Origin of the sequence: Thermosynechococcus sp. QKsg1, assembly GCF_031586415.1 — a bacterium.
GTDB lineage: Bacteria > Cyanobacteriota > Cyanobacteriia > Thermosynechococcales > Thermosynechococcaceae > Thermosynechococcus.
On the sequence record NZ_CP134200.1, the window covers coordinates 2,249,689 to 2,273,489 of the forward strand.

The window sequence follows — 23,801 nt, forward strand, 5'->3', positions numbered from 1 at the left end:
CGATCCCCCTCTGGGCTAAAATCTTAGGGCAGGGACGCTTTGCTTAGGAGTCTAGATTACCGTGCCCAATCTCAAAGCTATTCGCGATCGCATCAAAACAATCAAAGATACCCGCAAGATCACTGAAGCTATGCGCCTCGTGGCGGCAGCAAAAGTTCGCCGTGCCCAAGAGCAGGTCATGGCGAGCCGTCCCTTTGCCGATCGCTTAGCCCAGGTGCTCTATGGCTTGCAAACCCGACTGCGCTTTGAGGATGCCAATTTACCGCTATTGGCCAAGCGTCCTGTGAAGACGGTGGCGCTGCTGGTGGTGACGGGCGATCGCGGTCTGTGCGGCGGTTACAATACCAACGTCATTCGCCGTGCCAAGGAGCGTACCCAAGAACTGGAAGCCGAGGGCGTCAAGTATATTCTTGTCATTGTCGGTCGCAAGGCAGCCCAATACTTCCAGCGCCGTAATTATCCCATTGATGCCGTGTACTCTGGCCTAGAGCAAATCCCCTCCGCCAGTGAAGCGGGTCAAATTGCCAGTGAACTGCTTTCCCTCTTTCTTTCGGAAACGGTGGATCGGGTGGAACTCATCTACACCAAGTTTGTCTCCCTCATTAGTTCAAAGCCCGTTGTCCAAACCCTGCTCCCCCTCGATCCCCAAGGGCTAGAGGCGCCCGATGATGAGATTTTTCGGCTGACGACGCGGGGTTCGCATCTGGAAGTTAACCGCGAGAAAGTCACCTCAACCTTGCCCGCTTTGCCCTCCGATATGATTTTTGAGCAGGATCCCGTGCAAATTCTCGATGCCCTGCTGCCCCTGTACTTGAATAACCAGTTGCTACGGGCACTGCAAGAGGCCGCCGCCTCGGAATTGGCAGCGCGGATGACGGCAATGAATAACGCGAGCGATAATGCTCAAGCGCTGATTGGGACCCTCACCCTCTCCTACAACAAAGCGCGTCAAGCTGCCATTACCCAAGAGATTCTCGAAGTGGTGGCGGGTGCTGAGGCTCTGCGCTAGGAGTTGACCTCTGAAGCTGCTTTTTGTTTCCACTTCGGTTGGCCCTCTAGGCACAGGAAAAGGGGGCGGTGTTGAATTGACGATCCTCAATATGGCTCAGGCCTTGGGCGATCGCCAGCATACCATTCACATCCTGGCCCCCGAGGGTTCCCACTTGCCAGTGGCGACAACCATTGAACCAGTAGCGGGTGCCCTTCAAGTGCCAGCGCAGCATCAAAGCCGCGATCAACCCATTACCCTGCCGGCCAATAGTGTGTTAGCCAATATGTGGGCACGGGTGCGACAGCTCCAGTACCAATTTGATGTCATTGTCAATTTTTCCTACGATTGGTTGCCCTTTTACCTCACTCCTTTTTTGAGTCGGCCGGTGGGGCATTTGGTGAGCATGGCCTCGGTTTCAGACGTGATGGATCAGGCGATCGCCCGTGTCATTGATGACTATCCGGGAACCATTAGTGTCTATACCCGTACCCAAGCGGCCACCTTCCCCTTTGGCGATCGCTGTGTGTGTTTGGGCAGTGGTCTGGATCTTTCCCTCTATGACTTTTGTGCAGAGCCAGAGGATTCCCTGTGCTGGCTGGGACGCATTGCTCCCGAAAAGGGACTCGAAGATGCTGTCGCCGCCGTCAATGTCACCCGCACCCCTTTGAAAATCATGGGGCAACTGCAAGATATAGACTATTGGCAGCGCATTCAAGCCAACTACCCCAATGCCCCCATTGAATATTTGGGATTTTTCTCCACTCGGGAAATGCAGGCACGCTTGCGGCGGTGTCGTGCTCTCCTACTCACCTCCCGCTGGGTTGAAGCCTTTGGCAATGTGGTCATCGAAAGCCTTGCCTGTGGCGTTCCCGTCATTGCCTACGATCGCGGTGGGCCGAGGGAAATTGTCCGTGATGGTCAAACCGGGTTTCTCATTACCCCGGATTCTGTCGAGGCCTTAATTGCTGCCATTGGCAAGATTGATCAAATTGATCGGGCGGCCTGTCGGCAGCAGGCGGAACAGGAGTATAGCTTAGCTGTTTATGGGGATAGGGTGGAGCAATGGCTACAACGGGTAGCAGTTTCCTCTCTGCCCTAAACCAGCAAATGTTGCATGGCAAATTCCGTGCTCCCCTATACAATAGGCAAGGTGCTAGTGGAGATGACACTTGGATGGGCTGGGTTCTGTTCCAAGGGACAAAGCGAGGACACTCACCCTTGCTCATTTCCTTTACGATGGCTGCGATCGCTAGTGCGGGTCTAGGGTTCTGGTTTTTGCGGAGCCTGTCCCCAACACCGATGGCTCTCTCAGAACCAATGCCTTTACCTGACCCAGTTCAACTTGAACGACCTCTGCCCCGGCCGATTTTGGATGGCCGCGATCCCCTATTAGCAACTGTCCCCAATCAAGCCCCCCAACCACCAGCGGCTGCCTCTACCCACGCCAAGGCAATCTTGCCCACAGTGCCCCCTCCTGCTCTGCAACCCGTGCCTCCGAGCCAAGGCCCTGCCCCTCAAGTGCGGGTGGCGATCGCCCGCGATCAAAGTCAACTGACCGTTGGCACCGCCGTAGCTACCGCTGTCACCAATGATCAACAGCAAGTGATGACGCAGCTTACCCCTTCCCAAGGGGTCGTGGTCACAGCCCGCGATGGCTTTTTGCTCTGGAATGGCCAACCCCTTGCCCCCTCCCTCTGGATTCGCCCCAGCAATCAACTCACATTTGTTGGCGGTAAATGGTATCGCGGTGTTGTCCGCCTTATTGCCCAAGGAAACACGGTTACAGCCGTCAATCAAGTGGACTTGGAACAATACCTCGTCAGTGTCGTGGGTTCAGAGGTCTATCCCGACTGGCCAATGGAAACCCTCAAAGCCCAGGCGATCGCCGCCCGTTCCTATGCCCTTGCCCAAATGTTTCAACCCGCTAGCCGCTTTTTTGATCTGGGGAACGACGAGCGTTGGCAGGTGTATCGTGGGATTGAAACCGAGTGGAACACCACTCAAGCGGCAGTCCAAGCCACGCGGGGCATTGTCCTCACCAAAAGTGGACGAGTGATGGTTTCGATGTATGCAGCAACCGACGACATTGTGCGCGATGTCTTTGGCGGGCGTGGAATGAGTCAGACGGGCGCCTATGAACTGGGCAAGCGCGGCTATAACCACCTGCAAATTTTAGGCACCTACTATCCGGGGGCGGGTCTATCGCAACTGCAAACCCAATAACTCTTTGGAGGCCAAGTCCATGAAATCTCCTCTTTTAGCGACTGCCCTTGCCCTGACAACGGTGGTCTGCCTTCAGTACAGTGGGCGAGCAGATTCGCCCTTGACCTCCACCCCCTTCTACGAAGCCTATACCGATGTCCCCATGGTGATGCGAGCCAAGCGCAATGGCCGCCTTGATCTGAAAATGTCGGAGTGGCTCTCCTCGCCGCAGGTTCCCACAGATCACAAAGCTGCCCTGATCAATGCCCTCGGCTGGGATTTCAACGGCAAAGCCAATGGTCAAGCCTACCGCGCCTATCTTGCCCTAAGACAGGGTACGACCCCTGAAAATATCCCGCTGGAAAGCCTTACCGCCGATGAGTTAATGGCTCTAGGGTATCTCACAGCAATGGACAACTACTTTCAACCACAGCGGGGGATACCTTTTCTCAATATGGCACAGGAACGTGACCCCGAAAGCTATGCGATCGCGATGGTACGCGGCCTTGTGGAAGCACAAACCCTCTTTGATGTCAGTTGGTGTCAAGTCTGGCAAGCGGTGAATCGCGTGGATGAAAATCGTCAACTAAAGCGAGATTTCCGCCCCACAGCGCGGGAGATTATCCTCAAATATCTGCGCTTATACCGTCGGGATTGCTAAGTTTCAGGTTATGGGGTGTATCGAAGAGTTCATTGCAAGAACGACTCAACAAAAAGGCCACCTTGCCTTTGCCAAGGGGTGGGAAAAACTAGCCATTAATAAATGGAATGATAACAGCTATCGAGCTGTGGTCTCAGGCCTGAAGCATGCCTTGGCACTTGATCCTCGCCTAGCAAGATGTTGGTACCTGTTGGGCATGATCAGTGGTGTTGATAGTGATTTACAACAGGCACTAGCAGCCTACAAAAAAGCGATTGAACTGAGACCTGACTGGCAAATTGGCATTGACTTTCTCAAGTGTACGAGGTACTTGATTTACGTTTATAAAGATGTAGAAGAGCTACAGGAATGCCGTCAAAAAATCAGAGAATCCGTTGCCGAGTTCTATCAAACGTTTCAGAGCTTCTCTTTAGATAAGAAACAATATCTCTCGAAGTGGCTGGGGAATGTGAACACATTTTTACTGCCCTATCAAGGGAAAGAAACCCGCGATGTCCAACAACAGTACGGGCAGATGATCTACGAAATCATGACCAGTGTGATTCCAGCCGCCAAAGAACACCCCCCAATGCCACCAGTGAAGGTCAATGAACCCCTACGGATTGGGTTTGTTTCAGGGCACTTTCGTGCGCATACGGTTTGGAAGTTGCTGCTCCACGGCTGGCTTAAACATCTTGATAAAACACAATTTCAGCTTTATGGCTACTACGTGCGAGATTATCGCGATCGCTGGACAGGGGCCGCAGAGAGCTATTGCCATCGCTTTGTCATGGGCACTAAATCGCCTCAAGAATGGTTTGAGCAGATTCGTGCCGATCAATTACATCTAGTGATTTTCCCCGAACTGGGCATGGATCTGGAACTGATCAAGATTGCCGCTCTGAAATTAGCGCCGATTCAATGTATGTCTTGGGGGCATCCCGACACCTCTGGCTTACCCACAATTGATTATTTCCTCAGTAGTGAGTTGATGGAACCCCCTGATGGCGAAACGCATTACACAGAAAAGCTGATCAGGCTAAAAAATCTGGGGATTGCCTTTAGTCCCCCGCCACCCGATCCGCGATCGCCCATTACGCGGGAGGAATTCGGCCTCAAAAGCGATGCCGTTATCTACGGTTGCCTGCAAAGTGTCTTTAAGTACCTGCCACAGTTTGACCACATCTACCCCGAAATTGCCGCAGCGGTCGGGAATTGTCAATTTGTTTTTATTACCAATCTTATGACCAAAAACAGCCGCCAGCGGTTTGAAGGACGTCTAGAACGAGCTTTTGCTGCCAAAAACCTTGACTATAGGGCGTACTGCTTTTTCTCACGCCCCTTAAACTTCTATGGTTTTACCTCCATGTTGCATTGTCTCGATGTTTTCCTAGACAGCCTTGAATGGTCAGGGGGAAATTCTACCCTTGAAGCCCTCTACTATGCCCAAGTCCCTATGGTGACCACACCAGGACGCTTTATGCGGGGGCGGCATACCGCTGGTATTCTCACACTCCTAGAGCTACCGGAATTAATTGCGCCAGATGTTTCTGCCTATATTCAAAAAGCCATTGAACTGGGTCAAAGCGCTGAGTATCGCCGATTTATCCGCGAAAAAATCCAAAACAATCTGCCGAAGGTGTTCGAGGATCAAGCCGGGGTGCGCTCCCTTGAAGACTTTATTCGCGCTGCAGTGCAGGAGTTTGCCACCTCTGGCCGCCTTCTATAACCAATTGGAGTTCTAGATTCAGAAGCGGCTCAAGAAGCCCTTGGCATCCCTTGCAAGGCGGTAACAATCGCGAAGATTAAAAATAGGGCACCACCGCCCAAGGTCAATGTCCGTTCGGAGATGCGTCCAGCCATCAGGCCGCCGCCTAGAACCGCGATCGCCACACAGATGCCGTGACCAAGAAGCGCGCCGAGGGCAACCCCTAGGGCATGACTGGTGGCAGCAAGGGTAATGGTGGCAATTTGGGTGCGATCGCCCCATTCAGCAATGAAGGTGAGACTAAAAGCCTCCACAAAAGTCGCCCAAGCAGGGTTACTGCCCCAACGGCTGAGATTGGCTTCCGCCTTTTCAACGGTTTCCACTGCCGCTTCACACTCCTCCTCACAGGGGCTATCCCCCATCCGCCAGCCTTGAATCAGCATCTTGAGACCAAAAACGGTGAAGAGCAAAATCGCCGCATAGAAGGTGAACTCTCGCGGTAAAAGTTGAAAGACCTTGCCCACGGCCACTGAAAGCAGTGTCATCACAATTAAAGCCGCCCATGACCCTAGGAAGACCCACCGCTTGCTGTGACGGGTTGCCAAAACCATGGCAATAAAGAAGGTCTTGTCTCCCAGCTCAGAAATCGCGATGAGGGACAGCCCCGCAGTAAAAGCCGTTAGCATAGGAAAGGATTCAAACTTTACCATGCCTTAAATTAGCACGCTGTCATGACTGCACCGAATCTCACTGCCATCTTGAATCAGATTGATTTACCCCTCGATTGGCTAGGGCTGCGTTACGTTGAGGAGATTGTCACGACTCGCAGTGCTCGGGATGGAAATCCTGAAATGAACCAGCGATCGCGCCAGCGGGGCGTCATGGTTGAGGTGCTCGTCGATGGTCAATTTGCCTATACAGCAACCCCAGATTTGCAACCCAGTGCTATCCATCGGGCGATTCAGCAGGCCTATCAACAGGCGAAAACCGCTGCCCATTGGCGAGTCTTTAACTTTACGCCAGCGGCACGGGGCAAGGGCAAAGGACACTACCGATCGCCCCAGCGGCAACCTTTTGACCAACTTTCAGCCGCTGAATTGAATCACTTACTCCAAGACCTTTGCCATTGGCTCAAGGTTAGTGACGATATTGTCCAAACCCGTGCTTTTGTGCAGACCGTCGAGACCACTAGCCAGTGGTTCACCAGTGATGGCAGTCAAATTGAACAGCAATTTTATCAAGTGCTCACCGATATGAGCGCCACGGCTCAGGGGGCAGGGGTGGTGCAGCAACGGACAGATCACGGTTGGTTAGCCCGCTGTTATCAAGGGGGTCTGGAATGGCTGACGACTGATCAATTGAGCGATCGCGCCCATCACATTGGCGAGCAGGCCGTTGAACTCCTCAGTGCCCAAGAGTGCCCAGAAACAACGACAACACTGGTACTCGCCCCCGATCAAATGATGCTGCAAATCCACGAGAGCATTGGTCATCCCCTAGAGCTAGACCGCATTTTGGGGGATGAGCGCAACTATGCCGGCAGCAGCTTTATTCGCCTTGAGGACTTTGGGCAGCGGCAGTACGGCTCCCCCCTCTTGAACGTCACGTTTGATCCGACCGTTGCCGGTGAACTGGCCAGCTATGCCTTTGATGATTTGGGGGTGGCGGCTGAACGCATCTATCTCATCAAGGAAGGACGCCTCCTGCGCGGTCTGGGCAGCCTTGAAAGTCAGCAGCGAGCCGGGGTTGCCGGAGTTGCCAATGCCCGTGCCTGTTCTTGGAATCGTCCCCCCATTGACCGGATGGCCAATCTGAATATCGAGCCGGGCACACAATCGTTTGATCAGATTATCGGCAACATCGAGTCAGGGGTGTACATGGAGTCCAATCGCTCTTGGTCAATCGACGACTATCGCCTCAAATTTCAGTTTGGCTGCGAATATGCCAAGCGCATTGAAAATGGCCGCCTGACCCAAACCCTGCGCAATCCCAACTATCGCGGCACCACGCCTGAATTTTGGCACAGCCTCATTGCGGTGGGAGATGTCTCCACCTTTGGCATCTTTGGTACACCGTTTTGTGGCAAGGGAGAACCCAACCAAGCCATTCGTGTCGGTCACGCTTCACCGGTGTGTGCCTTTGCCAATATCCAAGTCTTTGGTGGCGGCTAAGTCAATGGGCGAGGTCAGACTCGAACTGACATGGGGAACCCCCGCTACATTTTGAGTGTAGTGCGTCTACCATTTCGCCACTCGCCCTCAGACTTATTACTATACCATGCTTTAGGACGACTGAGTTATCTCCAGAGCGTGACAAGCGCGATCCACAAGGGTCTGTAGGGCAGGCAGTTGCTCGGTGTGTTCTGAGTAGTACAAATTGGCATTGCCGCGATCGGTGTCCTCCCAAAACTTGGGCTGAGCCTGGCGCAGGCGATCGCAATTTTGCTGAAAGAGACGCTTAAACCCCGCCAAGCCGAGAACCGCTGCATCCTCCACCATATCCTCAACAATCCGCTGCGCAAACTGAGGTTGCTGCCGTGCCAAGTAAAAGAGGGCGAGTCCCATTTGTAGTAGGCGAACCCCTGTACTTTTGCCATAGGGGCGATCGCCATTTTGGGGTTGCCGCAGTTCCGGCGGATTATCTAGGCGCAGCATTTCCTCCAAGAGTTCCAGTTGCAGTCGCTCCTCCCACTGCTGCTCGTTCACCAAGATTAAGACCTTCTTTAGCTCAGCGGCAAAGACATCAACAATGAAATACAGTGCAGGACTATTCTGTGCTAACTCATAGACTTCATTCCCGTAGGCACGTAGATAATTCACACACTTTTGGGTGAGGTGGGGTCGCTGGTAATGCACCAGACTCTCAATAAACCGCCGATAGTGAAAAGCCAAGTTATAGAGATTGCGTGCCTCGTTGTGACGACTGCCGTGTTTAATGGCAAAGCGCATCATTGTATTAAAGCGAATAATGATTAGGTCCAGTAAAATGTCATCCCCCCTACTGAGAATGCGGTGGGCGATCGCGCACATCTCAGAGCCACACAGCGACGCGAGAGGAAACTGCTCCTCCTCCAAAAAGCGCACATAGGCATTCCCAAGGAGCCGAAAACACTTTTGCTCGTAGAAGGTATGGTTCTCTTCAATTTGACCAAATTGATCAAACATGGTCTTGAAGGCAATATCCCCCATCACCGCACCGCTGAGGCGAAAGAAATAGGCCGGGTAGCTGGGTTTGCAACTGATGTAGTGCTGCAGTAGTTCACTGACTACACCAATAATTTCAGCCTGCGCCCCGCGAAACGCCACATAGGCCAGCAAATCATCCAATTGGTTCAATCCCGCGATCAGGTGAGCCTGACTACGGCGCAAAAACTGCGGTTGATAGGACACCCCATCCTTGAGAACAATGCCCAGTCGACTCATGTAGTGATACTGGCGGCGGTAAATTTGCTGAGCCACACTTTCTGGCTGGATGGACTTGAGGATGTAGAAGATGTAGGGTAGTGCCGTCAAAATTGCCAAGGGCAAGAGGCCGTATAAATTCAACAGGATGCTACCCACAGGATGCCTGCCCAAGTCCTGCAAAATCTTGATGTAGAAGATATGGGCACCCCCCAAAACCAGACACCAGACATAGATCAGGCTCGTCCAGTCCTGCATGTACAGTTCAGTAATTTTGGGGATATTTTGCGCCGCAATGGAAATCACAATGATTAACGTGCCGAGGGTGAGGCCAATCACCGAGAGCCACACCTCTGGGGCAAAGCCAGTGTCAAAGGTACCAGCAACCAAGCCAGCAAAGAACCTTGGGGCAGTTGCTTTTAGATGAGCGAGGACAAGATTAGCACTGCTATCCAAGAGGGCAAGGGCAGCCAGACTCAGACCAAAAGCCACCAGCGATCGCGGCAGATGGGGAGTGGTCAAGAACCAGCGGTGGAGTTTCTTCAGCATCTATCCGTTTGAGTCAAGGGTCTCCGCTCCCGACTATGACACACCCGCGCGCAAATTTCCTTTCGCCCCTTTGATCTCTCTGGGAATTCATGCTAGGATAGTGTTCCTGACTTGGGCTTGTAGCTTAGTGGATTAGAGCGGCTGACTACGGATCAGCAGGTCGGGGGTTCGAGTCCCTCCAAGCCCGTTGAGTAAAGCTGAATAAAACTATAGAGCTATTATTTTTTATTCAAATCAAAAAGGGTGACCGTAGCCACCCTCTATCACGTTGCTTATCGTTGCTCAGCGATCGCAGAGTGCCTAGACCACCACGGTTTTCTGAGTCACTTGTTTCAGTTCGCCTTTGGCATATTTGGCAGCATAGTCATCAAGGCTGAGTTGCTTGATTTTGCTGGCGTTGCCGGCGGTGCCAAATTGCTGATAGCGATCGGCACAGACTTTTTGCATGTATTTAATGGATGGCTTCAGGAAGTGACGGGGGTCAAATTCCTTGGGTGCCAAGGCGAGAGCTTCGCGCACCGCAGCGGTAATGGCTAGGCGGTTGTCGGTGTCAATGTTCACTTTGCGGACACCGCTCTTGATGCCTTTTTGGATTTCTTCCACAGGCACGCCGTAGGTTTCAGGAATCGTGCCACCGTACTGGTTGATGATGTCAATCAAGTCTTGGGGTACGGAGCTAGAACCGTGCATCACCAAGTGGGTGTTGGGCAAACGACGGTGGATTTCTTCCACGCGGCTGATGGCGAGGATTTCACCCGTGGGTTTGCGGCTAAATTTATAGGCACCGTGGCTGGTACCAATGGCCACTGCAAGGGCATCCACTTGGGTACGCTCCACGAAGTCCACAGCTTGATCGGGGTCAGTGAGCAGCATTGAGTGATCGAGGGCACCTTCAAACCCATGACCATCTTCGGCTTCCCCTTTACCGGTTTCCAAGGAACCAAGGCAGCCGAGTTCCCCTTCCACGGAAACACCAATGGAGTGCGCGACTTTTACCACTTCGCTGGTGACGGCCACGTTGTACTCATAGCTGGCGGGGGTTTTGGCATCGGCTTCAAGGGAGCCATCCATCATCACACTGGTAAAGCCGTTGCGAATGGCGGAGTAGCAGGTGGCAGGCTCGTTACCATGGTCTTGGTGCATGACAATGGGGATGTGGGGGTAGGTTTCCACCGCAGCCAAAATCAGGTGACGCAGGAAGTTTTCCCCAGCATATTTACGGGCACCCCGCGATGCTTGCAAAATCACGGGACTGTCGGTTTCATGGGCCGCCTGCATGATGGCTTGGATTTGCTCCATGTTGTTGACGTTGAAGGCGGGAATGCCGTAACCATTTTCGGCTGCGTGATCGAGCAGCAAGCGCATGGGTACGAGTGCCATAGGGTTATGTCCTCCTTAGTAGAGCGGATGTATCGCTTCGTTAACCTTACCGATAATCTTAGGCTATGTTTGCTCGTTTATGTTACAGGGGAGCGATCGCTGGCCTATTGAGAATACAGTCCTTGTTCTATAGATAAGGGGTACCCAAAGAGGGTGAGATTCAAAAAATCTCCCGTACGGGAACTTCAATGCCGTTAATCACGGGTACGGGAATGCCCCGCGAGACATGGAAGTAGATCCAATCCTCTAAGAGTTCGGAGAGATGCTCGCGGCATTCAAGCACTGTCTTGCCATGGGCCTTGACCCCCTCAAGGTCTGGAATTTCACCGTAAATCAGTCCATCCTCTGCATTGAAGTGATAGATAGCCCGCTCAAGAGCCGCATTCATATAGTCCGACAGCGACATCCCTAGGGCTGGCCTCCTGAAAGGTAGGCAGCAACAGCAGCAGCGGTTCGATTGCCATGTTCAACACGATCGCCCAAGGCGACACCCTCAGCATAGTTACTACACAGGAAAAGGCCGGGGGTTTGACTGAGGGCATGGGTCACCTGCTGCCACTGCTCAGGGTAGCCGACAATATATTGGGGAATCGCCCGTCGCCAAACCTTCATACCGAGTAAGCGTGCCTTGGCTGCAGGTAAATCAAGGAGTCGGCTCAAATCCTGCTGCACCTGCTGGACAATGGCTTCTTCGCTGAGGCTAGCCAAATCAGGATCCGTGGCACCGCCAATAAAACTCGTAAAGACTTGCCAACCGGCGGGAGTGCGTTGGGGAAAGAGACAGGACGACCAAATGGTGCCAAGGGTGCGGATGCCCTGACCGCGAGGAATGAGTACCCCAAAGCCGGGGCGGACACTGCGCCCGAGTCCAACGGGGTAGGCCAAGACCACACAGGCCACGGTGGGATAGGGGATGGTAGCCAAAACACGGGCGATCGCTGGTTGAAAAGGTGCTACCAACTCTGCAGTTTGATAGGCGGGCGTTGCCAAGACCACACTGCGGGCGTGCCACGTTTGCTCACCACTGCGCAGCAGGTAGCCACCCTTGGATTCTGGGGTAATTTCCTGAACCGGGGTTTGCAGGTGAATCGGTGCCTTCAATTGTTGGGCGATCGCCCGAGGTAGCACAGCCAAGCCTTCCTTAAAGGAGCTAAGTTCCCCCGGTCGCATCTGCACACCCGTAGGCGGCTTCGGTTTAGGGGCTTGTTGACGCCGTAGGCGCAGGGCACCGGCAATGAGGCCACCCCCGAGTTTTTCCAGTTGGGCAATACGACGAAAAGCAGCAGCGGCACTCAGTTGTTGTGGATCACCCGCATAAACCCCAGAGACAAAGGGCGCCACCAGCCGTTCAGCCACCTCTTGCCCCAAATGGCGACGGAAAAATGAATGAACTGATTCATCGCCACTGCCCAGATAGGGGGGCACAAACCCAAGGGCACCAAGGGCTGCCCGCACTTTTCCCCAAGGACTGAGGAGATTTGAGGTGGCTAAGGCAAGGGGACGGGTGGGTTCTAGGGGGTAGAGGTGTCCCCGCCAGTAGATGTAGCGCGGTAGGTGGCGATCGCCCCGAATCAGTTCCGACTGCAAGCCCAGCTCAGCAATGAGTTGTAACAGGGCAGGGGTCGGTGCAAAGCTATTGGGGCCCAGTTCCCAAACAAAGCCCTCCGCTGCTTGTGTCGTAATATTCCCCCCAAGGCGATCGCTGGCCTCTAGGAGAACCACACTGTACTGGGGGGCGCTTTGCTGCAACCGCCAAGCCAGACTTAGGCCACTGAGGCCACCACCCACAATTGCGACATCTACTTCACTCACCCGTTTTGCTACCCTCCAACGTGTTTAGGATCGCTTGAACAACGAGTCGAGATAGACCCGTGCTGTGCGGCGATCGCATTCTCCATTTTGCAGCAAAAAGAGGGACAGTGCGGCCACAAAGACGCGATCCTGATCCCAATCGGGATGCCGCTCGAGGTAGTATTTCAGGGTCTCGTGTAGCTCCTCTGGAATCTCGGCAAGAATACTAATCGTGGCTTGAGCGTTCATACCGTGAGTTACCTCAATAAAACCAAGACAAAATTGCAGGCGCCATCAGCTCGCCCTGGGTAAACCTGTGGAAAACTCCCATAAAAGTTCTGACCAAATCCCCAGACCCCTGACTCAGAGCGGGATTTAGCCCTACATTCACAAGGTTTCAGAGCAAGTGAATCTCTATCCGTGGAACTCCATTGTCTGGGTTGTCTTGGGGTCTGTCAATCCTTGTTTTCACCCATCTTGGCGATCGCAATCCACGACAGAATCAGCGTTTCCGGACTTTTAGCGCTCCTTGCGTTTTCCCCAAGGCTTCAGCAGCAGTTATCCCCAAAAATGTCTTGAAATCCGATCACACCGTCAAGGCCTGTGGAAAACTTTGCCCCAATCTGTGGAAAACCTTGGGAAAATTGGGGAATTTTTGGGGAAAGTTAGGGGAAAATTAAGGTTCTATTAAGGTTCGCTTCAGAGAAAATAAAAGCAGCAAAAGTCAGGGATTCATGACTTTATTAACTTTTGCGGGATTCGCGGAGCGATAAGTCCTGCCCTGTACCCGATGGCGTGAGAGGTCACAGACGGGCTTCAGGGGGCGGCCAGTCATCATCTTCAGGGGGAGTATGTTCTGGATTTTCGATGGTTGTCCCCTCTGATATTCCCTCATCCTCAATATCACTACTTTCGGGAATATCCCCTAGGAGATCGGCGGCAGCGGTGCGCGATTCTGGCACTGGAGGCAGCGTTTCTGTCGATTCAGCATCGGGAGCAGATTCAGAGACTAGAGGCGGTTCAACCACTCCTTCAGAGGTCGCCGTCGGTTCTGGAGTCTCAACCACTGTTTCAGGAACTGCCTGTTCTGCCACTGGCTCAGGAGTTGCCGTGGGTTCTGGGGCATCAACGACTGTCTCAGGGGGCGTCACTGCTGCCGTTTCAGGAGGGGCTGGTTCTGCCACTGCCTCAGGAGTCACCGTGGATTCTGGAGTCTCAATTGCCGTTTCAGGAGATGCGTGCTCTTCTGGTGCTTCGGCGGTCACTGTGGGTTCTGGAGCGTCAACTGTTGTCTCAGGAGGAGCTGGTTCTTCTGAAGCAGTAACCGTTGCTGGTTCTGACTCCTCTGGGGTACTGGCAGTGGGCGGCTGCGGCGTTTCAACACTAGGGGTTTCTGGGGGAGTCATTTCGGCAACCCCTTCGGACGGCAGATCAGCCGGTGCGTCTGTAGGAGTGTCTGCGGTGGGACTGGCTGTTGTTTCTGCGACTGGCGCTGGTTCAGCAGATTCTTCTGGGACTGCGGCAGCTTCCTCAGTGGCTGGGGTGGGTTGTTCGGCAACGGTACTGGGGGTGCTGGTTTCCCCTGTCCACAGATCTTCTTTAATGTCGCCAGTATCCATCGGCGGTGGTGGGGTATCCACAGGAAGCTGGGGGCGATCCGGCTGTTTCTGGAGGCGATCGCGCAAGCTACTGATGAAGCCTTGCAGTTGCTCACCGATTTTTGCAAAGGTACCTTCGGGCAGCAGAGACTGGACTTTTTGCCAGAGGGCTTGAGCTTTTTGGGTGTCGGTGCGATCGCCCGGGTAGGTGAGTTGCCAGCGATAGCTGAGGGTCTGCCAACCCAACCAGAGAATTAAGGCCACTGCGGCTGCTGTTCCTAGGAGCAATCCACCGCCAATGCGATCGCCATAGATCCACAGAGTCAGGGCAAAGAATAATCCCGCGCCACTGGCCACCAGATCAAACCTACGGTACAGTTCCGGCAGGAAGAACCCCAACAGATACAAGCCTAAACTGGCGATCGCCATACTCCAAGCCAGCAAGTTCGTCAGCATTCCCAGTCCTCAGAAAGATAACGGCACACCGACAAGGCGGTATCAACCTTCTACCTTACACCGCACTGAATTTGTCTCTGCTAGAGTTTATTCTTTGTCGAACTGCTGATCCCCAAGGAAGAGGGTGCCACGGGCTGAATAAACTGTTTGCAAAAAATTTTTGGCTCAGAGTGACATATTTGCCTTGGATCTGCCAGTATTAGCCCATGAGGATTGAGGGTGACCTGCTATGATGAGCCTAAGGATTTATGCCTATTGATACTAATCTATTGATATTAATTATTGATTAACGTATTTCTTTTTGGTGGAGCAAAGGAGTTGTTTGTGGCAAATCAGCCAGTGATGGAGTTTAGTGAGCGTCCATTCCACTTCATTGGCATTGGTGGTATTGGTATGTCAGCCCTTGCCTACATTCTCGCCAAGCAGGGCTTTAGGGTGTCTGGATCCGATTTGCGTCCCAACCGCTTGACCGAGCAACTGGCTGAGTTAGGTGTGCAGATCTTTATTGGTCAGAGTGCGGCCAACCTTGAAAGGTATCCCTTTGCCCCGCTGCCTCAAGTCATCTCCTCCACTGCCATTGGCAGCGATAACCCTGAATATCAAGCGGCTCAACGATTGGGCTGTCCAATTTTTCATCGTTCCGATCTGCTGGCTGCCCTAATGCACCGTCACCAAAGTATTGCCGTTGCCGGTACCCACGGTAAGACAACCACCAGCAGCATGATTGCCTATTTGCTGTTGCAAGCCGGGCTGGATCCAACGATTATCGTCGGGGGTGAAGTGGCGGCGTGGCAGGGCAACGCCCGCGTGGGTCAAGGTCCTTACCTTGTTGCTGAAGCGGATGAGTCCGATGGCTCCCTGCGCAAATTCCATCCCCATATTGGCGTCATTACGAATATCGAGCTTGACCACCCCGATCACTACAATTCCTTGGAAGAGGTGGTGGCCACGTTTCAGCAGTTTGCTGATCAGGCAGACATTGTGATTGGCTGTGCCGATTGTCCGAATATCCACGATCGCCTGCATCATCCGCGCCTGTTGACCTATAGCCTTCAGCGACAAGCGACGGTGGACTACTGTGTGGATCATATTCAATACACCTCTGAGGGCACCACGGCACGGGTTTGGGAGCGGGGCACGTCCCTTGGCATTCTGCAACTGAGTGTCTTAGGTGCCCACAATCTCCAAAATGCTCTGGCGGTGATTGCAGTGGGACGTTATCTTGGCATTGACTTTGCCACCATTGCTGCTGCTTTATTGGAGTTTCGCGGTGCCCGCCGCCGCTTTGAAGAACGGGGACAGGTGAATGGGATTCGCTTTATTGATGACTATGCCCACCATCCCAGCGAAATTATAGCTACCCTAAAAGCAGCCCGCCTGCAGGTGGGTACGCACGCCCCTTGGCAACGGATCGTGGCAGTCTTTCAACCCCATCGCTATAGCCGCACCCAAACCTTTCTCGAGGCCTTTGGCCAGTGCTTCACCGCAGCGGATCACGTGATCTTGACGGATATCTATAGTGCGGGTGAACCCAATCCCGGCACAATTAGTGGTGCCGATGTGGCCGCCTGTGCCCGTCAGTATCATGCTGCAGTGGATTATTGCGCCACCCTTGAAGCGGTACAAACTCGCTTGGCGCATCTGCTGCAACCTGGGGATCTGGTGATCTTTCTTGGGGCTGGCAACCTCAATCAACTGATTCCGTCTGTAATGGCGGATCAAGAACAATTAAGTGTCTCTTCCCTCACTGAGGCGATCGCCCTATGACCTTGCCCTGCTTGCCCCAAACCCAGTGCCCTCTGCAACGCCACATCTCCCTTGCCGAGTTTACGACCCTGAATGTGGGTGGCTGTGCTGAATGGTTTGTGGAACCGCGTACGGTCGCTGAATTGCAGGCAGCCTACATTTGGGCGCAGGAACAGGAACTGCCAATTACGGTTTTGGGGGCAGGGTCTAATCTGCTGGTGAGCGATCGCGGTGTGGCGGGTCTTGTGATCGCAACCAAGCATCTGCGCTATCTCAAAAGTGATCTAGAAACTGGACAACTGACGGTGGGTGCGGGGTATCCCTTGCCCAAGTTGGCTCACTATGCCGCAAAACTGGGCTGGCGCGGTCTGGAGTGGATTGTTGGCATTCCCGGTACCGTAGGCGGGGCAGTGGTGATGAATGCGGGTGCCCACGGCGGCTGTACAGCGGAGCGGTTGGTGTCAGCAGTGATTTTAGAACCCGATGGCACGTTGGCGGTGGTGGCGGCACGGGAGTTGGGCTATGGCTACCGTACCTCTTGTCTTCAGAACAGCCAGCGATTGGTGTTGCAGGCCACATGGCAGCTGGAACCGGGACATGATCCAGCCCAGGTCAAAGCAGACACCCAAAAACACCTGAGCGATCGCCTGCGGACGCAGCCCTACGACTTCCCCAACTGTGGCAGTGTCTTTCGCAATCCTCAGCAACAGGCGGCCGGTTGGTTGATTGAGCAAACGGGATTGAAGGGCTACCAGATTGGCCGCGCCCAAGTTTCCCAAAAACATGCCAACTTTATTCTCAACTGTGGCGGCGCAACAGCGATGGATGTCTATCGCTTGATTCGCCATGTACAAGCTGCTGTTGCGGATCACTGGTCCGTGTGGTTGCAGCCGGAAGTGAAGCTGATTGGTGACTTTGCCTAGTTGCTATGGCCATTACCCTCTGTATGATTGTCCGGGATGAGGCGGCACGCTTACCCCGATGCCTTGCCAGTGTGGTTGGTGTGGTGGATGAGGCGGTGATTGTGGATACGGGGTCACAGGATGAAACGGTGGCGATCGCCCGCCAGTGGGGAGCACGGGTCTATGAAGTTCCTTGGCAAGAGGATTTTGCTGCCGCTCGCAACATTGCCCTGCAATATGTCACTACCGAGTGGGTACTGGTTCTCGATGCGGATGAAACGCTGACACCGTCCTTTGCCGCCGTGCTGCCTGAGATCTGCCGACAACCGAATTGGCTGGTGGTGGTATTGCTGCGGCAGGAATTGGGCGTTGTGCCCCCCTATACTTATGTGTCGCGCCTCTTTCGTCACCATCCCGACCTCTTTTTTCAGCGTCCGTACCACGAAACGATTGATGACAGCGTTCTTGCCCTGCAACAGCGGGAACCCCATTGGCAAATTGGTCAAGTTAACCGTGTGGCCATTGTGCACAGTGGCTACCTTGGTTCCCAGCGACAACAAAAGCAGGAACGGGCGGAGCGGATCATGCGCCGCCACCTTGAGCAGCACCCTGAGGATGCCTACCTGTGGAGTAAATTGGCAGGGGTGTATCTGGCTAAAGGAGCTTGGCAGCAGGCTCAGCACTGTCTGGAGCAGGGGCTAAAGGTCAAAAGCGTCCCCCCCGCCGTTGCCTACGAACTCCACTATCAACGGGGCAATCTCTATGCCGAACGCGGTGAGTGGCCGGCAGCCATCCAAGCCTATGAAACCGCCCTCAGAACCCCCACCCCTGAGGTGATGCATCTGGCAACCTATCTGCGGCTGGCGGAGGCCCAAAAGCAATTGAAACGCTGGGGCGATGCCCTTGCCACCTACGATCGCCTGCAAGCCGTGGATCCCACCTGTGCCTTAGCCTATCAAAATCAGGGGGCACTGCTGCTGCGTTTAGGACAAGTCAGACCGGCCCTTGACAAACTGCAGCAAGCCATTCATTTACTGCAGGTTCAAAATCCCCAAGAAGCGCAACGCCTCAGCCAAGAACTGCAAGCCATGGGACTGCTGTAGCTTACCACTGGGCGGCAATCGGCATCCGCCAACCGGAACCAAAGGCGCGATCGGTCACTTTCAACCCCGGTGCCGCCTGCTGACGTTTGAATTCTGCCCGTTGAACCATGCGGCGCACCCGCTGCACCAAGTCTAGGTCGTATCCCGCAGCGGCAATTTCCTGATCTGACTGGTGGCGATCGATCATTCGTACCAAAATGCCATCGAGAATGTCGTAGGGCGGTAGGCTATCCTGATCCGTTTGACCGGGCTTGAGTTCGGCACTGGGGGCTTTGGTGAGAATGTGGGGGGGAATGACAACGGCACCAGCGATCGCCAGATCGGGAATCGGATGCCCTTGGGCGGCCTGCTGATTCAGCCAATGGCAGAGTTCATAGACACGGGTTTTGGGCACATCGGCAATGGCTGCAAGGCCACCATTCATATCGCCGTAGAGGGTGCAGTAGCCCACCGCCAGTTCGGATTTATTGCCGGTGGAAATGAGCAAGTGGCCAAACTTGTTGGCGATCGCCATCAGCAGCGTACCGCGAATACGGGCTTGGATATTTTCCTCAGCAACTCCACTGGGGGTACCAGCAAATAGAGGCGCCAGCACCTCACTGTAGGTCTGCATCAGGGGCGCAATCGGTAAGATCTGCGTGGCAATGCCCAGATTTGCGGCCAAGTCCTTAGCATCGGTTATCGAGTGATCGGAACTGTAGGGAGAGGGCATCAACACCCCCAGCACCTGTTGGTTGCCCAAGGCTGCCGTCGCGATCGCCGCCACCAAGGCGGAATCAATCCCGCCACTGAGACCAATCACCACCTGTTGAAAGCCACATTTGCGAGCATAGTCGCGCACCCCTAAAACCAAGGCTTGCCAAATTTCCTCAGGTTCGCCCGTGGCTGCAGGGGCGATCGCCGTTGGTTCGAGGTCTCCCTTTTCCCAGCGCACGGCTAGGTAGTCCTCACGAAACCCCTTGGCTTGGCTAACGATCTGCCCCTGACGATTCACCGCTAAGCTGCTGCCATCAAAAATCAAATCATCATTGCCTCCCACCTGATTGGCGTAGATTAAGGGACAGCCATATTGGCGAGCCGTATGTTCAATCAACGCCTGCCGTAACTTCGGTTTCCCCACACAGTAGGGCGATGCCGAAAGATTCACAATCAGATCTGCTCCCTGGGCCACCAATGCAGCAACCGGATTGCGCTGGTAGTGCCGCTCTCCCCAAAACTGCTCATTGTTCCAGAGGTCTTCACAGATGGTGACGCCAATTTTGAGTTGATCGCTGGCCGTCGTCAGCGTAAAGAGATTCTCCGTACCGCCGGGGGCAAAATAGCGACATTCATCAAAGACATCGTAGGTGGGCAATAACTGCTTCGCAAAGACCTGTTGCACCTGTCCCCCCTTCAGGAGGGCTGCGCCATTGTAGAGGGGCTTTTCTCCCTTGACGCCAGCGGCGGGATTGGCTAGCACTGTGCCCACTAAAACTGCCACATCAGCCGGTAAGGCAGCGGCAAGGCGGTGCAGTTCTGCTTGAATCGCTTCAACAAAGTAGCGGTTGAGGAGCAGATCCTTGGGGGGGTAGCCACAGAGGGCGAGTTCAGAGGTGATCAGCAAATCCAGAGGGTGCTGGCTGCGGATCTCTTGGACTGCGGTGAGAATTGCTTGGGCATTGGCCTTGAGACTGCCGACGGTGGGGTTCAGTTGCGCAATCCACAGATGCACAGCCATAGAAATTCCTCAAAGGTTAGACAAAAACTAGGGGCTTATCCTTAAGGGGCGCAAAGGCCTCGCGATCGAAGCGGTAGAGCGTTGCCGGTCGGCCCGCGCCGCGGATCACTTTTTGGTGCGTATCCTGCAAAATGCCGAGTTTCAAAAGCCGTGAGCGGAAATTGGAGTAGTCGGAGAAGTTGGCTCCCAAAACGGTGCTGTAAAACTGGTAAAGATCATTGAGGGTGAAATACTCAGGCAACACATCAAAAGCCACAGGGCTGTACTCCAGCTTATTGCAGAGGCGGCGGTGACCATAGGCCAAGATTTTGCTATGGTCAAAGGCCAGTTCTGGACAGGTACTTAGGGCAAACCACTGCACTGGAGATTCGCCCACCGCAATCAGTTCCGCATCGGCAAAGCGCACCAAGGCAAAGTAACTCACCGACAGATAGCGCTTGCCATAGGTGGTCTCGCGGGGATCCCGCGCCGGTTCGCCAAAGGTGTACAGTTGCTCCAGATAGAGGTTACTGACGCGAATTTTTTCCGCGAGGGTGCGATAGGCAGCCGCTTCGAGGGATTCCCCCTGCCGCACGAGGGTACCGGGGAGACTCCAATACCCGGCAAAGGGCACCTGTTGTCGCTGCACCAAGAGCACAAGGAGGCGATTTTGATCCGTATCCACGGAGAAAATGACGTTGTCCACACCGACAACAAATTCCGCAAGGGGCAAAGGGGAGGCGCTCATGGCTGGGAGTAGAGTCCTTGCTGCTGAATATACTGGGCGATCGCCGGCAGAAGTTGTTGTTCATCCCGCTGTTGCCGATAGGTCGTCGAGGAGACCGCTGGCCCCCGATAGTTTGCCAGTTCCATCTGGGGACACAATTGCCGCACAGCTTGCCAATCCTTGGGGTCAATGATGACGCCGGGACGCTGCAAGACCAAGAGCTTCACCTGTTTAAGGAGCTGCGCCGCCTGATACCACTGGGGCAGCTTAGCGAGAACATCACTGCCCACCACAAGGGTGAGGGGTTCATCGGGCCACTGTTGTTTCACCTGCTCAACGGAATGGATGGTGTAGGGGTGGCTGAGTTCGGGGTGGTGTTCGACGTTGGGGCGGTTGAGGCTGCGCACCAAGAGATTGAGCATGGCTTGGCGATAGGGCAAGGGGGTTTGCTGCCCTTTGAAGGGGTTATCGGCTGCCCACACTAGGACGCGGTCATAGCGATCGCTCAACCACTGGAGAATATCCCCGTGGGCGGCGGTGGGTGGATCAGCACTGGTACCAAAAAGGGCGATCGTCATGGGCGGTGGCGTAATTGTTGAATCAGGGTGTCAAGGGCAGGGGAATAAACCACGGGCTGGGTCACATCCAAGAGGGTCTCGGGCAACTCTGCTAGGCTGGCACGGTGGCGATCGCGAATTGTCGCCAAAGACTCCGGGGGAGAGAGGGGGCGCCCTGCCTTCATGACGGGTTCGAGGAGCGGTCTGCCCCAAACATTTTCCTCGCTGGCAAGGGCAAGGCAATCCCCACTGGGACGGCGATAAATTTGCTTGCGTCCGGGTAGGGTCATTTTGCCACTGGAGACCTTCATCACCCCCTGACCATTGATCTCCACTAGTTTATAGACACCGTTGACGGTTTCGCCGCTGACCAGCTTGGTGCCAATGCCATAGGCATCAATGGGGGCGTTGGCTGCTTTCAAGCGCCGAACTTCGGCTTCATCGAGATCCCCACTGGCAATAATTTTTGTTTGGGGCAAGAGCTGGCGAATTTTTTGGGAGAGGCTGAGGAGATCCCCTGAATCAATGCGCACGGCCTTGACGATAATTTCCCCGGCCGCTTGGCGATCGGCCAAAGTAGCAACGGCGGCGAGGGTGTCATAGGTGTCTACCAAGAGTGCCCCTTCCGGGTAGTAACGCAGGAAAACCGTAAAGGCATCCTGTTCTGTACCAGCGAGGGTGGCGATCGCCATCACCAGAGAATGCGCCATCGTGCCTGTGGGGGAAACCCCCAACTGCTGTGCTGCTAAGACATTCGAGGTGGCTGTAAATCCGGCGGCGAGGGCTGAGCGTGCTGCCCACAGGGACGCTTGGGGACTAAAGGCACGGCGCGTACCAAATTCCAACAGATCAATCTCTGCCCCCACCAACTGGCGCAGCCGAGAAGCGCGGGTGGCCACAAGGGTTTGGTAGTTCACGATATTGAGCAGACAAGTTTCTAGCCACTGGGCTTGCCAGAGGGGGGCTTCAATCCGCAGCAGGGGTTCTTGGGCAAACACCACTGTCCCTTCCGGAACCGCCCAGACATCCCCACGAAACTCACTGTGGCTCAACAGGTCCCAAAATGCTGCAGGTGCCCGCTCAAAAACCGCTAGACTTTTCAAGTAATCAATTTGCTGGGGGGTGAATTGCACCTGTTGTAGGTATTCCAGTACCTGAGCCAACCCCATGGCCACCAAATAGGTGCATCCCCGGGGCAGTCGCCGCACACTGAGTTCAAAGCTGGCGGGCGTCCCAGCCAAATCCTCACCTGCGTAGGTGGCTACCATTGTCAGTTGGTAGAGATCCGTCAGCAAACTGTAATCACTGGCGGCCAAGGTGAAACCTGTCATGGCTTTGAGAGGTAAAGGATGTTTTATTTATAGTAACTTTTACCATAATTGTCAAGGCAATCCCATATCGCTGTGTAATCCGCAAGAGTGGTCAGTAGGGGAGCCGATCGCCAGCGTTCGACGCCAAAGCCAAGGGCATGACAGGGCTGCCATGTTTCAAAGAGCTGAAAAATTGCCGTGCGGGCGATCGCCCCTTCGAGGGCAGAGGAAAAGACCAACCGTTGCGGTTCTAAACCTTGACGCAACAGGACACTCAAGCGTTCTGGAGAGCCAAAAAGCGCTGGCTTAATCACAAAGCGTCCCGGCCAGCCGCGCTCTAACCAACGCTGCAATTCAGTGGCACTGACCACACTTTCATCGAGGGCAATTGGTGTTGTCACCCTCTGGGCTAGGGTCAATAGGGCTTGCCATTGGTCAGGGGGTAGCGGTTGCTCCACATACTCAATTTTGCCGTTCCCATGGCGATCGAGCCAAGCAAACCACCGCTCTGCAGTGGCCAAATCCCAACCCCCATTGGCATCAAGGCGTAATTTAGCCCCCTGAGGCAGTGCGGCCAGTAGCTCCCTGAGGATCCCTTGCTCCTCCTCTGGGGACAGGACACCGACTTTCCATTTGAAGGTAGTTTGCCCCTGCTGCCAAGGCTGCTGCCACTGCTCAAGGGCGGCTCGACCACTGCCTAAAAGGGCGCAGATTGGCCAAGGGCGTAGCCGATAGGGAAGTTGGCTCACACTTTGCCATGCCGTGGCAAAACCAAACTGGGCGGCGGGTAAGTCCTCAGGAATTGCGGCAATGATCTCTGGGGTGAGGTGGGTGGGCAGTTGCTGACACAGGGCAATAGCGGCACTGAGGGTTTCGCTGCCCCAGCCGGGAAGGGGGGCAATTTCACCGTAGCCGACTTGACCTTGTTCATCTTCGAGGCGCAGATAAATCCCTGAGCGCGATCGCCAGACCCGCTGCGCCGTTGCCAAGGGTTCTCGAAGGAGTTCCTCGTACACCCGCCATTGCCAGCGCATCCGTGCAGGC

The 23,801-nt window shown here is 54.4% G+C and carries 21 protein-coding genes and 2 tRNA genes; 10 read left to right on the forward strand and 13 right to left on the reverse strand.

Annotated features, from left to right (window positions below; genetic code table 11):
• Positions 1–61 precede the first annotated feature (61 nt).
• The 5 genes from RHP47_RS11035 (at position 62) to RHP47_RS11055 (ending at position 5,562) form a co-directional block, all read left to right on the forward strand.
• The gene (locus tag RHP47_RS11035) at positions 62–1,009 is read left to right on the forward strand and encodes a F0F1 ATP synthase subunit gamma (RefSeq protein WP_149820854.1); all 948 of its coding nucleotides are present in this window, start codon (positions 62–64) and stop codon (positions 1,007–1,009) included.
• Positions 1,010–1,100: 91 nt separating this feature from the next.
• Complete coding sequence (locus RHP47_RS11040) at positions 1,101–2,090, forward strand: glycosyltransferase family 4 protein (RefSeq protein ID WP_286669102.1); 990 nt, start codon at positions 1,101–1,103, stop codon at positions 2,088–2,090.
• Between the two features lie 74 nt (positions 2,091–2,164).
• Positions 2,165–3,214 (forward strand): SpoIID/LytB domain-containing protein, encoded by a 1,050-nt coding sequence (locus RHP47_RS11045; protein ID WP_310840492.1) that lies wholly within the window; start codon positions 2,165–2,167, stop codon positions 3,212–3,214.
• A gap of 19 nt (positions 3,215–3,233) precedes the next feature.
• Complete coding sequence (locus tag RHP47_RS11050) at positions 3,234–3,854, forward strand: hypothetical protein (protein ID WP_286668726.1); 621 nt, start codon at positions 3,234–3,236, stop codon at positions 3,852–3,854.
• 10 nt (positions 3,855–3,864) lie between these two features.
• Complete coding sequence (locus tag RHP47_RS11055) at positions 3,865–5,562, forward strand: hypothetical protein (RefSeq protein ID WP_310840494.1); 1,698 nt, start codon at positions 3,865–3,867, stop codon at positions 5,560–5,562.
• Positions 5,563–5,591: 29 nt separating this feature from the next.
• Here RHP47_RS11055 and RHP47_RS11060 read toward each other — a convergent pair whose 3' ends face one another.
• On the reverse strand, positions 5,592–6,227 hold the full coding sequence (locus tag RHP47_RS11060) for a TMEM165/GDT1 family protein (protein ID WP_149820863.1): 636 nt from the start codon (positions 6,225–6,227) through the stop codon (positions 5,592–5,594).
• 45 nt (positions 6,228–6,272) lie between these two features.
• On the opposite strand from RHP47_RS11060, the gene RHP47_RS11065 reads away from it, so the two are divergent.
• Positions 6,273–7,712: a TldD/PmbA family protein gene (locus RHP47_RS11065; protein WP_310840495.1), complete on the forward strand. Its 1,440-nt coding sequence runs from the start codon at positions 6,273–6,275 to the stop codon at positions 7,710–7,712.
• A gap of 5 nt (positions 7,713–7,717) precedes the next feature.
• Here the strand turns inward: RHP47_RS11065 and RHP47_RS11070 are convergent.
• A tRNA-Leu gene (locus RHP47_RS11070) sits at positions 7,718–7,799 on the reverse strand.
• Between the two features lie 24 nt (positions 7,800–7,823).
• Entirely contained in the window at positions 7,824–9,491 is a 1,668-nt protein-coding gene (locus tag RHP47_RS11075; RefSeq protein WP_286625737.1) for a hypothetical protein, read from the reverse strand.
• 113 nt (positions 9,492–9,604) lie between these two features.
• Here RHP47_RS11075 and RHP47_RS11080 point away from each other — a divergent pair.
• Positions 9,605–9,678, forward strand: a tRNA-Arg gene (locus RHP47_RS11080).
• Between the two features lie 113 nt (positions 9,679–9,791).
• On the opposite strand, the gene fba is transcribed toward RHP47_RS11080, so the two are convergent.
• The 5 genes from fba to RHP47_RS11105 all read right to left on the reverse strand — a co-directional run bounded on the left by fba (position 9,792) and on the right by RHP47_RS11105 (position 14,716).
• Positions 9,792–10,871, reverse strand: coding sequence for a class II fructose-bisphosphate aldolase (gene fba / locus RHP47_RS11085; RefSeq protein ID WP_149820867.1), 1,080 nt, complete (start codon positions 10,869–10,871; stop codon positions 9,792–9,794).
• A gap of 160 nt (positions 10,872–11,031) precedes the next feature.
• Entirely contained in the window at positions 11,032–11,277 is a 246-nt protein-coding gene (locus RHP47_RS11090) for a type II toxin-antitoxin system HicB family antitoxin (protein ID WP_149820869.1), read from the reverse strand.
• Between the two features lie 2 nt (positions 11,278–11,279).
• A complete protein-coding gene (gene hemG / locus RHP47_RS11095; RefSeq protein ID WP_310840496.1) occupies positions 11,280–12,683 on the reverse strand; it encodes a protoporphyrinogen oxidase in 1,404 nt (467 codons plus the stop codon).
• A 24-nt stretch (positions 12,684–12,707) separates the two neighbouring features.
• On the reverse strand, positions 12,708–12,911 hold the full coding sequence (locus tag RHP47_RS11100) for a DUF2811 domain-containing protein (protein ID WP_011056228.1): 204 nt from the start codon (positions 12,909–12,911) through the stop codon (positions 12,708–12,710).
• 554 nt (positions 12,912–13,465) lie between these two features.
• A complete protein-coding gene (locus RHP47_RS11105; protein ID WP_310840497.1) occupies positions 13,466–14,716 on the reverse strand; it encodes a Ycf66 family protein in 1,251 nt (416 codons plus the stop codon).
• A 342-nt stretch (positions 14,717–15,058) separates the two neighbouring features.
• On the opposite strand from RHP47_RS11105, the gene murC reads away from it, so the two are divergent.
• Genes murC through RHP47_RS11120 form a run of 3 tightly spaced genes read left to right on the forward strand, consistent with a single transcriptional unit; the run spans position 15,059 to position 18,467 of the window.
• Positions 15,059–16,483 (forward strand): UDP-N-acetylmuramate--L-alanine ligase, encoded by a 1,425-nt coding sequence (murC, locus tag RHP47_RS11110; protein ID WP_190278349.1) that lies wholly within the window; start codon positions 15,059–15,061, stop codon positions 16,481–16,483.
• Positions 16,480–17,385: a UDP-N-acetylmuramate dehydrogenase gene (gene murB / locus RHP47_RS11115; RefSeq protein ID WP_149820875.1), complete on the forward strand. Its 906-nt coding sequence runs from the start codon at positions 16,480–16,482 to the stop codon at positions 17,383–17,385. Before murC ends, murB begins: the two co-directional genes overlap by 4 nt.
• 5 nt (positions 17,386–17,390) lie before the next feature.
• Positions 17,391–18,467 (forward strand): TPR domain-containing glycosyltransferase, encoded by a 1,077-nt coding sequence (locus RHP47_RS11120; RefSeq protein WP_286625746.1) that lies wholly within the window; start codon positions 17,391–17,393, stop codon positions 18,465–18,467.
• A 1-nt stretch (position 18,468) separates the two neighbouring features.
• Here RHP47_RS11120 and RHP47_RS11125 read toward each other — a convergent pair whose 3' ends face one another.
• Genes RHP47_RS11125 through RHP47_RS11145 form a run of 5 tightly spaced genes read right to left on the reverse strand, consistent with a single transcriptional unit; the run spans position 18,469 to position 23,791 of the window.
• Positions 18,469–20,184: an NAD+ synthase gene (locus RHP47_RS11125; RefSeq protein WP_286625747.1), complete on the reverse strand. Its 1,716-nt coding sequence runs from the start codon at positions 20,182–20,184 to the stop codon at positions 18,469–18,471.
• A gap of 16 nt (positions 20,185–20,200) precedes the next feature.
• The gene (locus RHP47_RS11130; RefSeq protein ID WP_149820881.1) at positions 20,201–20,911 is read right to left on the reverse strand and encodes an NrtR DNA-binding winged helix domain-containing protein; all 711 of its coding nucleotides are present in this window, start codon (positions 20,909–20,911) and stop codon (positions 20,201–20,203) included.
• Positions 20,908–21,468: a nicotinate-nucleotide adenylyltransferase gene (locus tag RHP47_RS11135; RefSeq protein ID WP_149820883.1), complete on the reverse strand. Its 561-nt coding sequence runs from the start codon at positions 21,466–21,468 to the stop codon at positions 20,908–20,910. The genes RHP47_RS11130 and RHP47_RS11135 overlap by 4 nt, the downstream gene beginning before the upstream one ends.
• Positions 21,465–22,778: a nicotinate phosphoribosyltransferase gene (locus RHP47_RS11140; protein ID WP_149820885.1), complete on the reverse strand. Its 1,314-nt coding sequence runs from the start codon at positions 22,776–22,778 to the stop codon at positions 21,465–21,467. The genes RHP47_RS11135 and RHP47_RS11140 overlap by 4 nt, the downstream gene beginning before the upstream one ends.
• A 23-nt stretch (positions 22,779–22,801) precedes the next feature.
• Positions 22,802–23,791 (reverse strand): o-succinylbenzoate synthase, encoded by a 990-nt coding sequence (locus RHP47_RS11145; RefSeq protein WP_310840499.1) that lies wholly within the window; start codon positions 23,789–23,791, stop codon positions 22,802–22,804.
• Between the last annotated feature and the right edge of the window lie 10 nt (positions 23,792–23,801).

Coding starts and splice junctions, on each gene's coding strand:
- RHP47_RS11040 (WP_286669102.1), top strand. CDS start 1,101: ATGGCTCAGGCCTTGGGCGATCGCCAGCATACCATTCACATCCTGGCC.
- RHP47_RS11045 (WP_310840492.1), top strand. CDS start 2,165: ATGGGCTGGGTTCTGTTCCAAGGGACAAAGCGAGGACACTCACCCTTG.
- RHP47_RS11050 (WP_286668726.1), top strand. CDS start 3,234: ATGAAATCTCCTCTTTTAGCGACTGCCCTTGCCCTGACAACGGTGGTC.
- RHP47_RS11055 (WP_310840494.1), top strand. CDS start 3,865: ATGGGGTGTATCGAAGAGTTCATTGCAAGAACGACTCAACAAAAAGGC.
- RHP47_RS11060 (WP_149820863.1), bottom strand. CDS start 6,227: ATGCTAACGGCTTTTACTGCGGGGCTGTCCCTCATCGCGATTTCTGAG.
- RHP47_RS11065 (WP_310840495.1), top strand. CDS start 6,273: ATGACTGCACCGAATCTCACTGCCATCTTGAATCAGATTGATTTACCC.
- RHP47_RS11075 (WP_286625737.1), bottom strand. CDS start 9,491: ATGCTGAAGAAACTCCACCGCTGGTTCTTGACCACTCCCCATCTGCCG.
- fba (WP_149820867.1), bottom strand. CDS start 10,871: ATGGCACTCGTACCCATGCGCTTGCTGCTCGATCACGCAGCCGAAAAT.
- RHP47_RS11090 (WP_149820869.1), bottom strand. CDS start 11,277: ATGTCGCTGTCGGACTATATGAATGCGGCTCTTGAGCGGGCTATCTAT.
- RHP47_RS11100 (WP_011056228.1), bottom strand. CDS start 12,911: ATGAACGCTCAAGCCACGATTAGTATTCTTGCCGAGATTCCAGAGGAG.
- RHP47_RS11105 (WP_310840497.1), bottom strand. CDS start 14,716: ATGCTGACGAACTTGCTGGCTTGGAGTATGGCGATCGCCAGTTTAGGC.
- murC (WP_190278349.1), top strand. CDS start 15,059: ATGGAGTTTAGTGAGCGTCCATTCCACTTCATTGGCATTGGTGGTATT.
- murB (WP_149820875.1), top strand. CDS start 16,480: ATGACCTTGCCCTGCTTGCCCCAAACCCAGTGCCCTCTGCAACGCCAC.
- RHP47_RS11120 (WP_286625746.1), top strand. CDS start 17,391: ATGGCCATTACCCTCTGTATGATTGTCCGGGATGAGGCGGCACGCTTA.
- RHP47_RS11125 (WP_286625747.1), bottom strand. CDS start 20,184: ATGGCTGTGCATCTGTGGATTGCGCAACTGAACCCCACCGTCGGCAGT.
- RHP47_RS11130 (WP_149820881.1), bottom strand. CDS start 20,911: ATGAGCGCCTCCCCTTTGCCCCTTGCGGAATTTGTTGTCGGTGTGGAC.
- RHP47_RS11135 (WP_149820883.1), bottom strand. CDS start 21,468: ATGACGATCGCCCTTTTTGGTACCAGTGCTGATCCACCCACCGCCGCC.
- RHP47_RS11140 (WP_149820885.1), bottom strand. CDS start 22,778: ATGACAGGTTTCACCTTGGCCGCCAGTGATTACAGTTTGCTGACGGAT.
- RHP47_RS11145 (WP_310840499.1), bottom strand. CDS start 23,791: ATGCGCTGGCAATGGCGGGTGTACGAGGAACTCCTTCGAGAACCCTTG.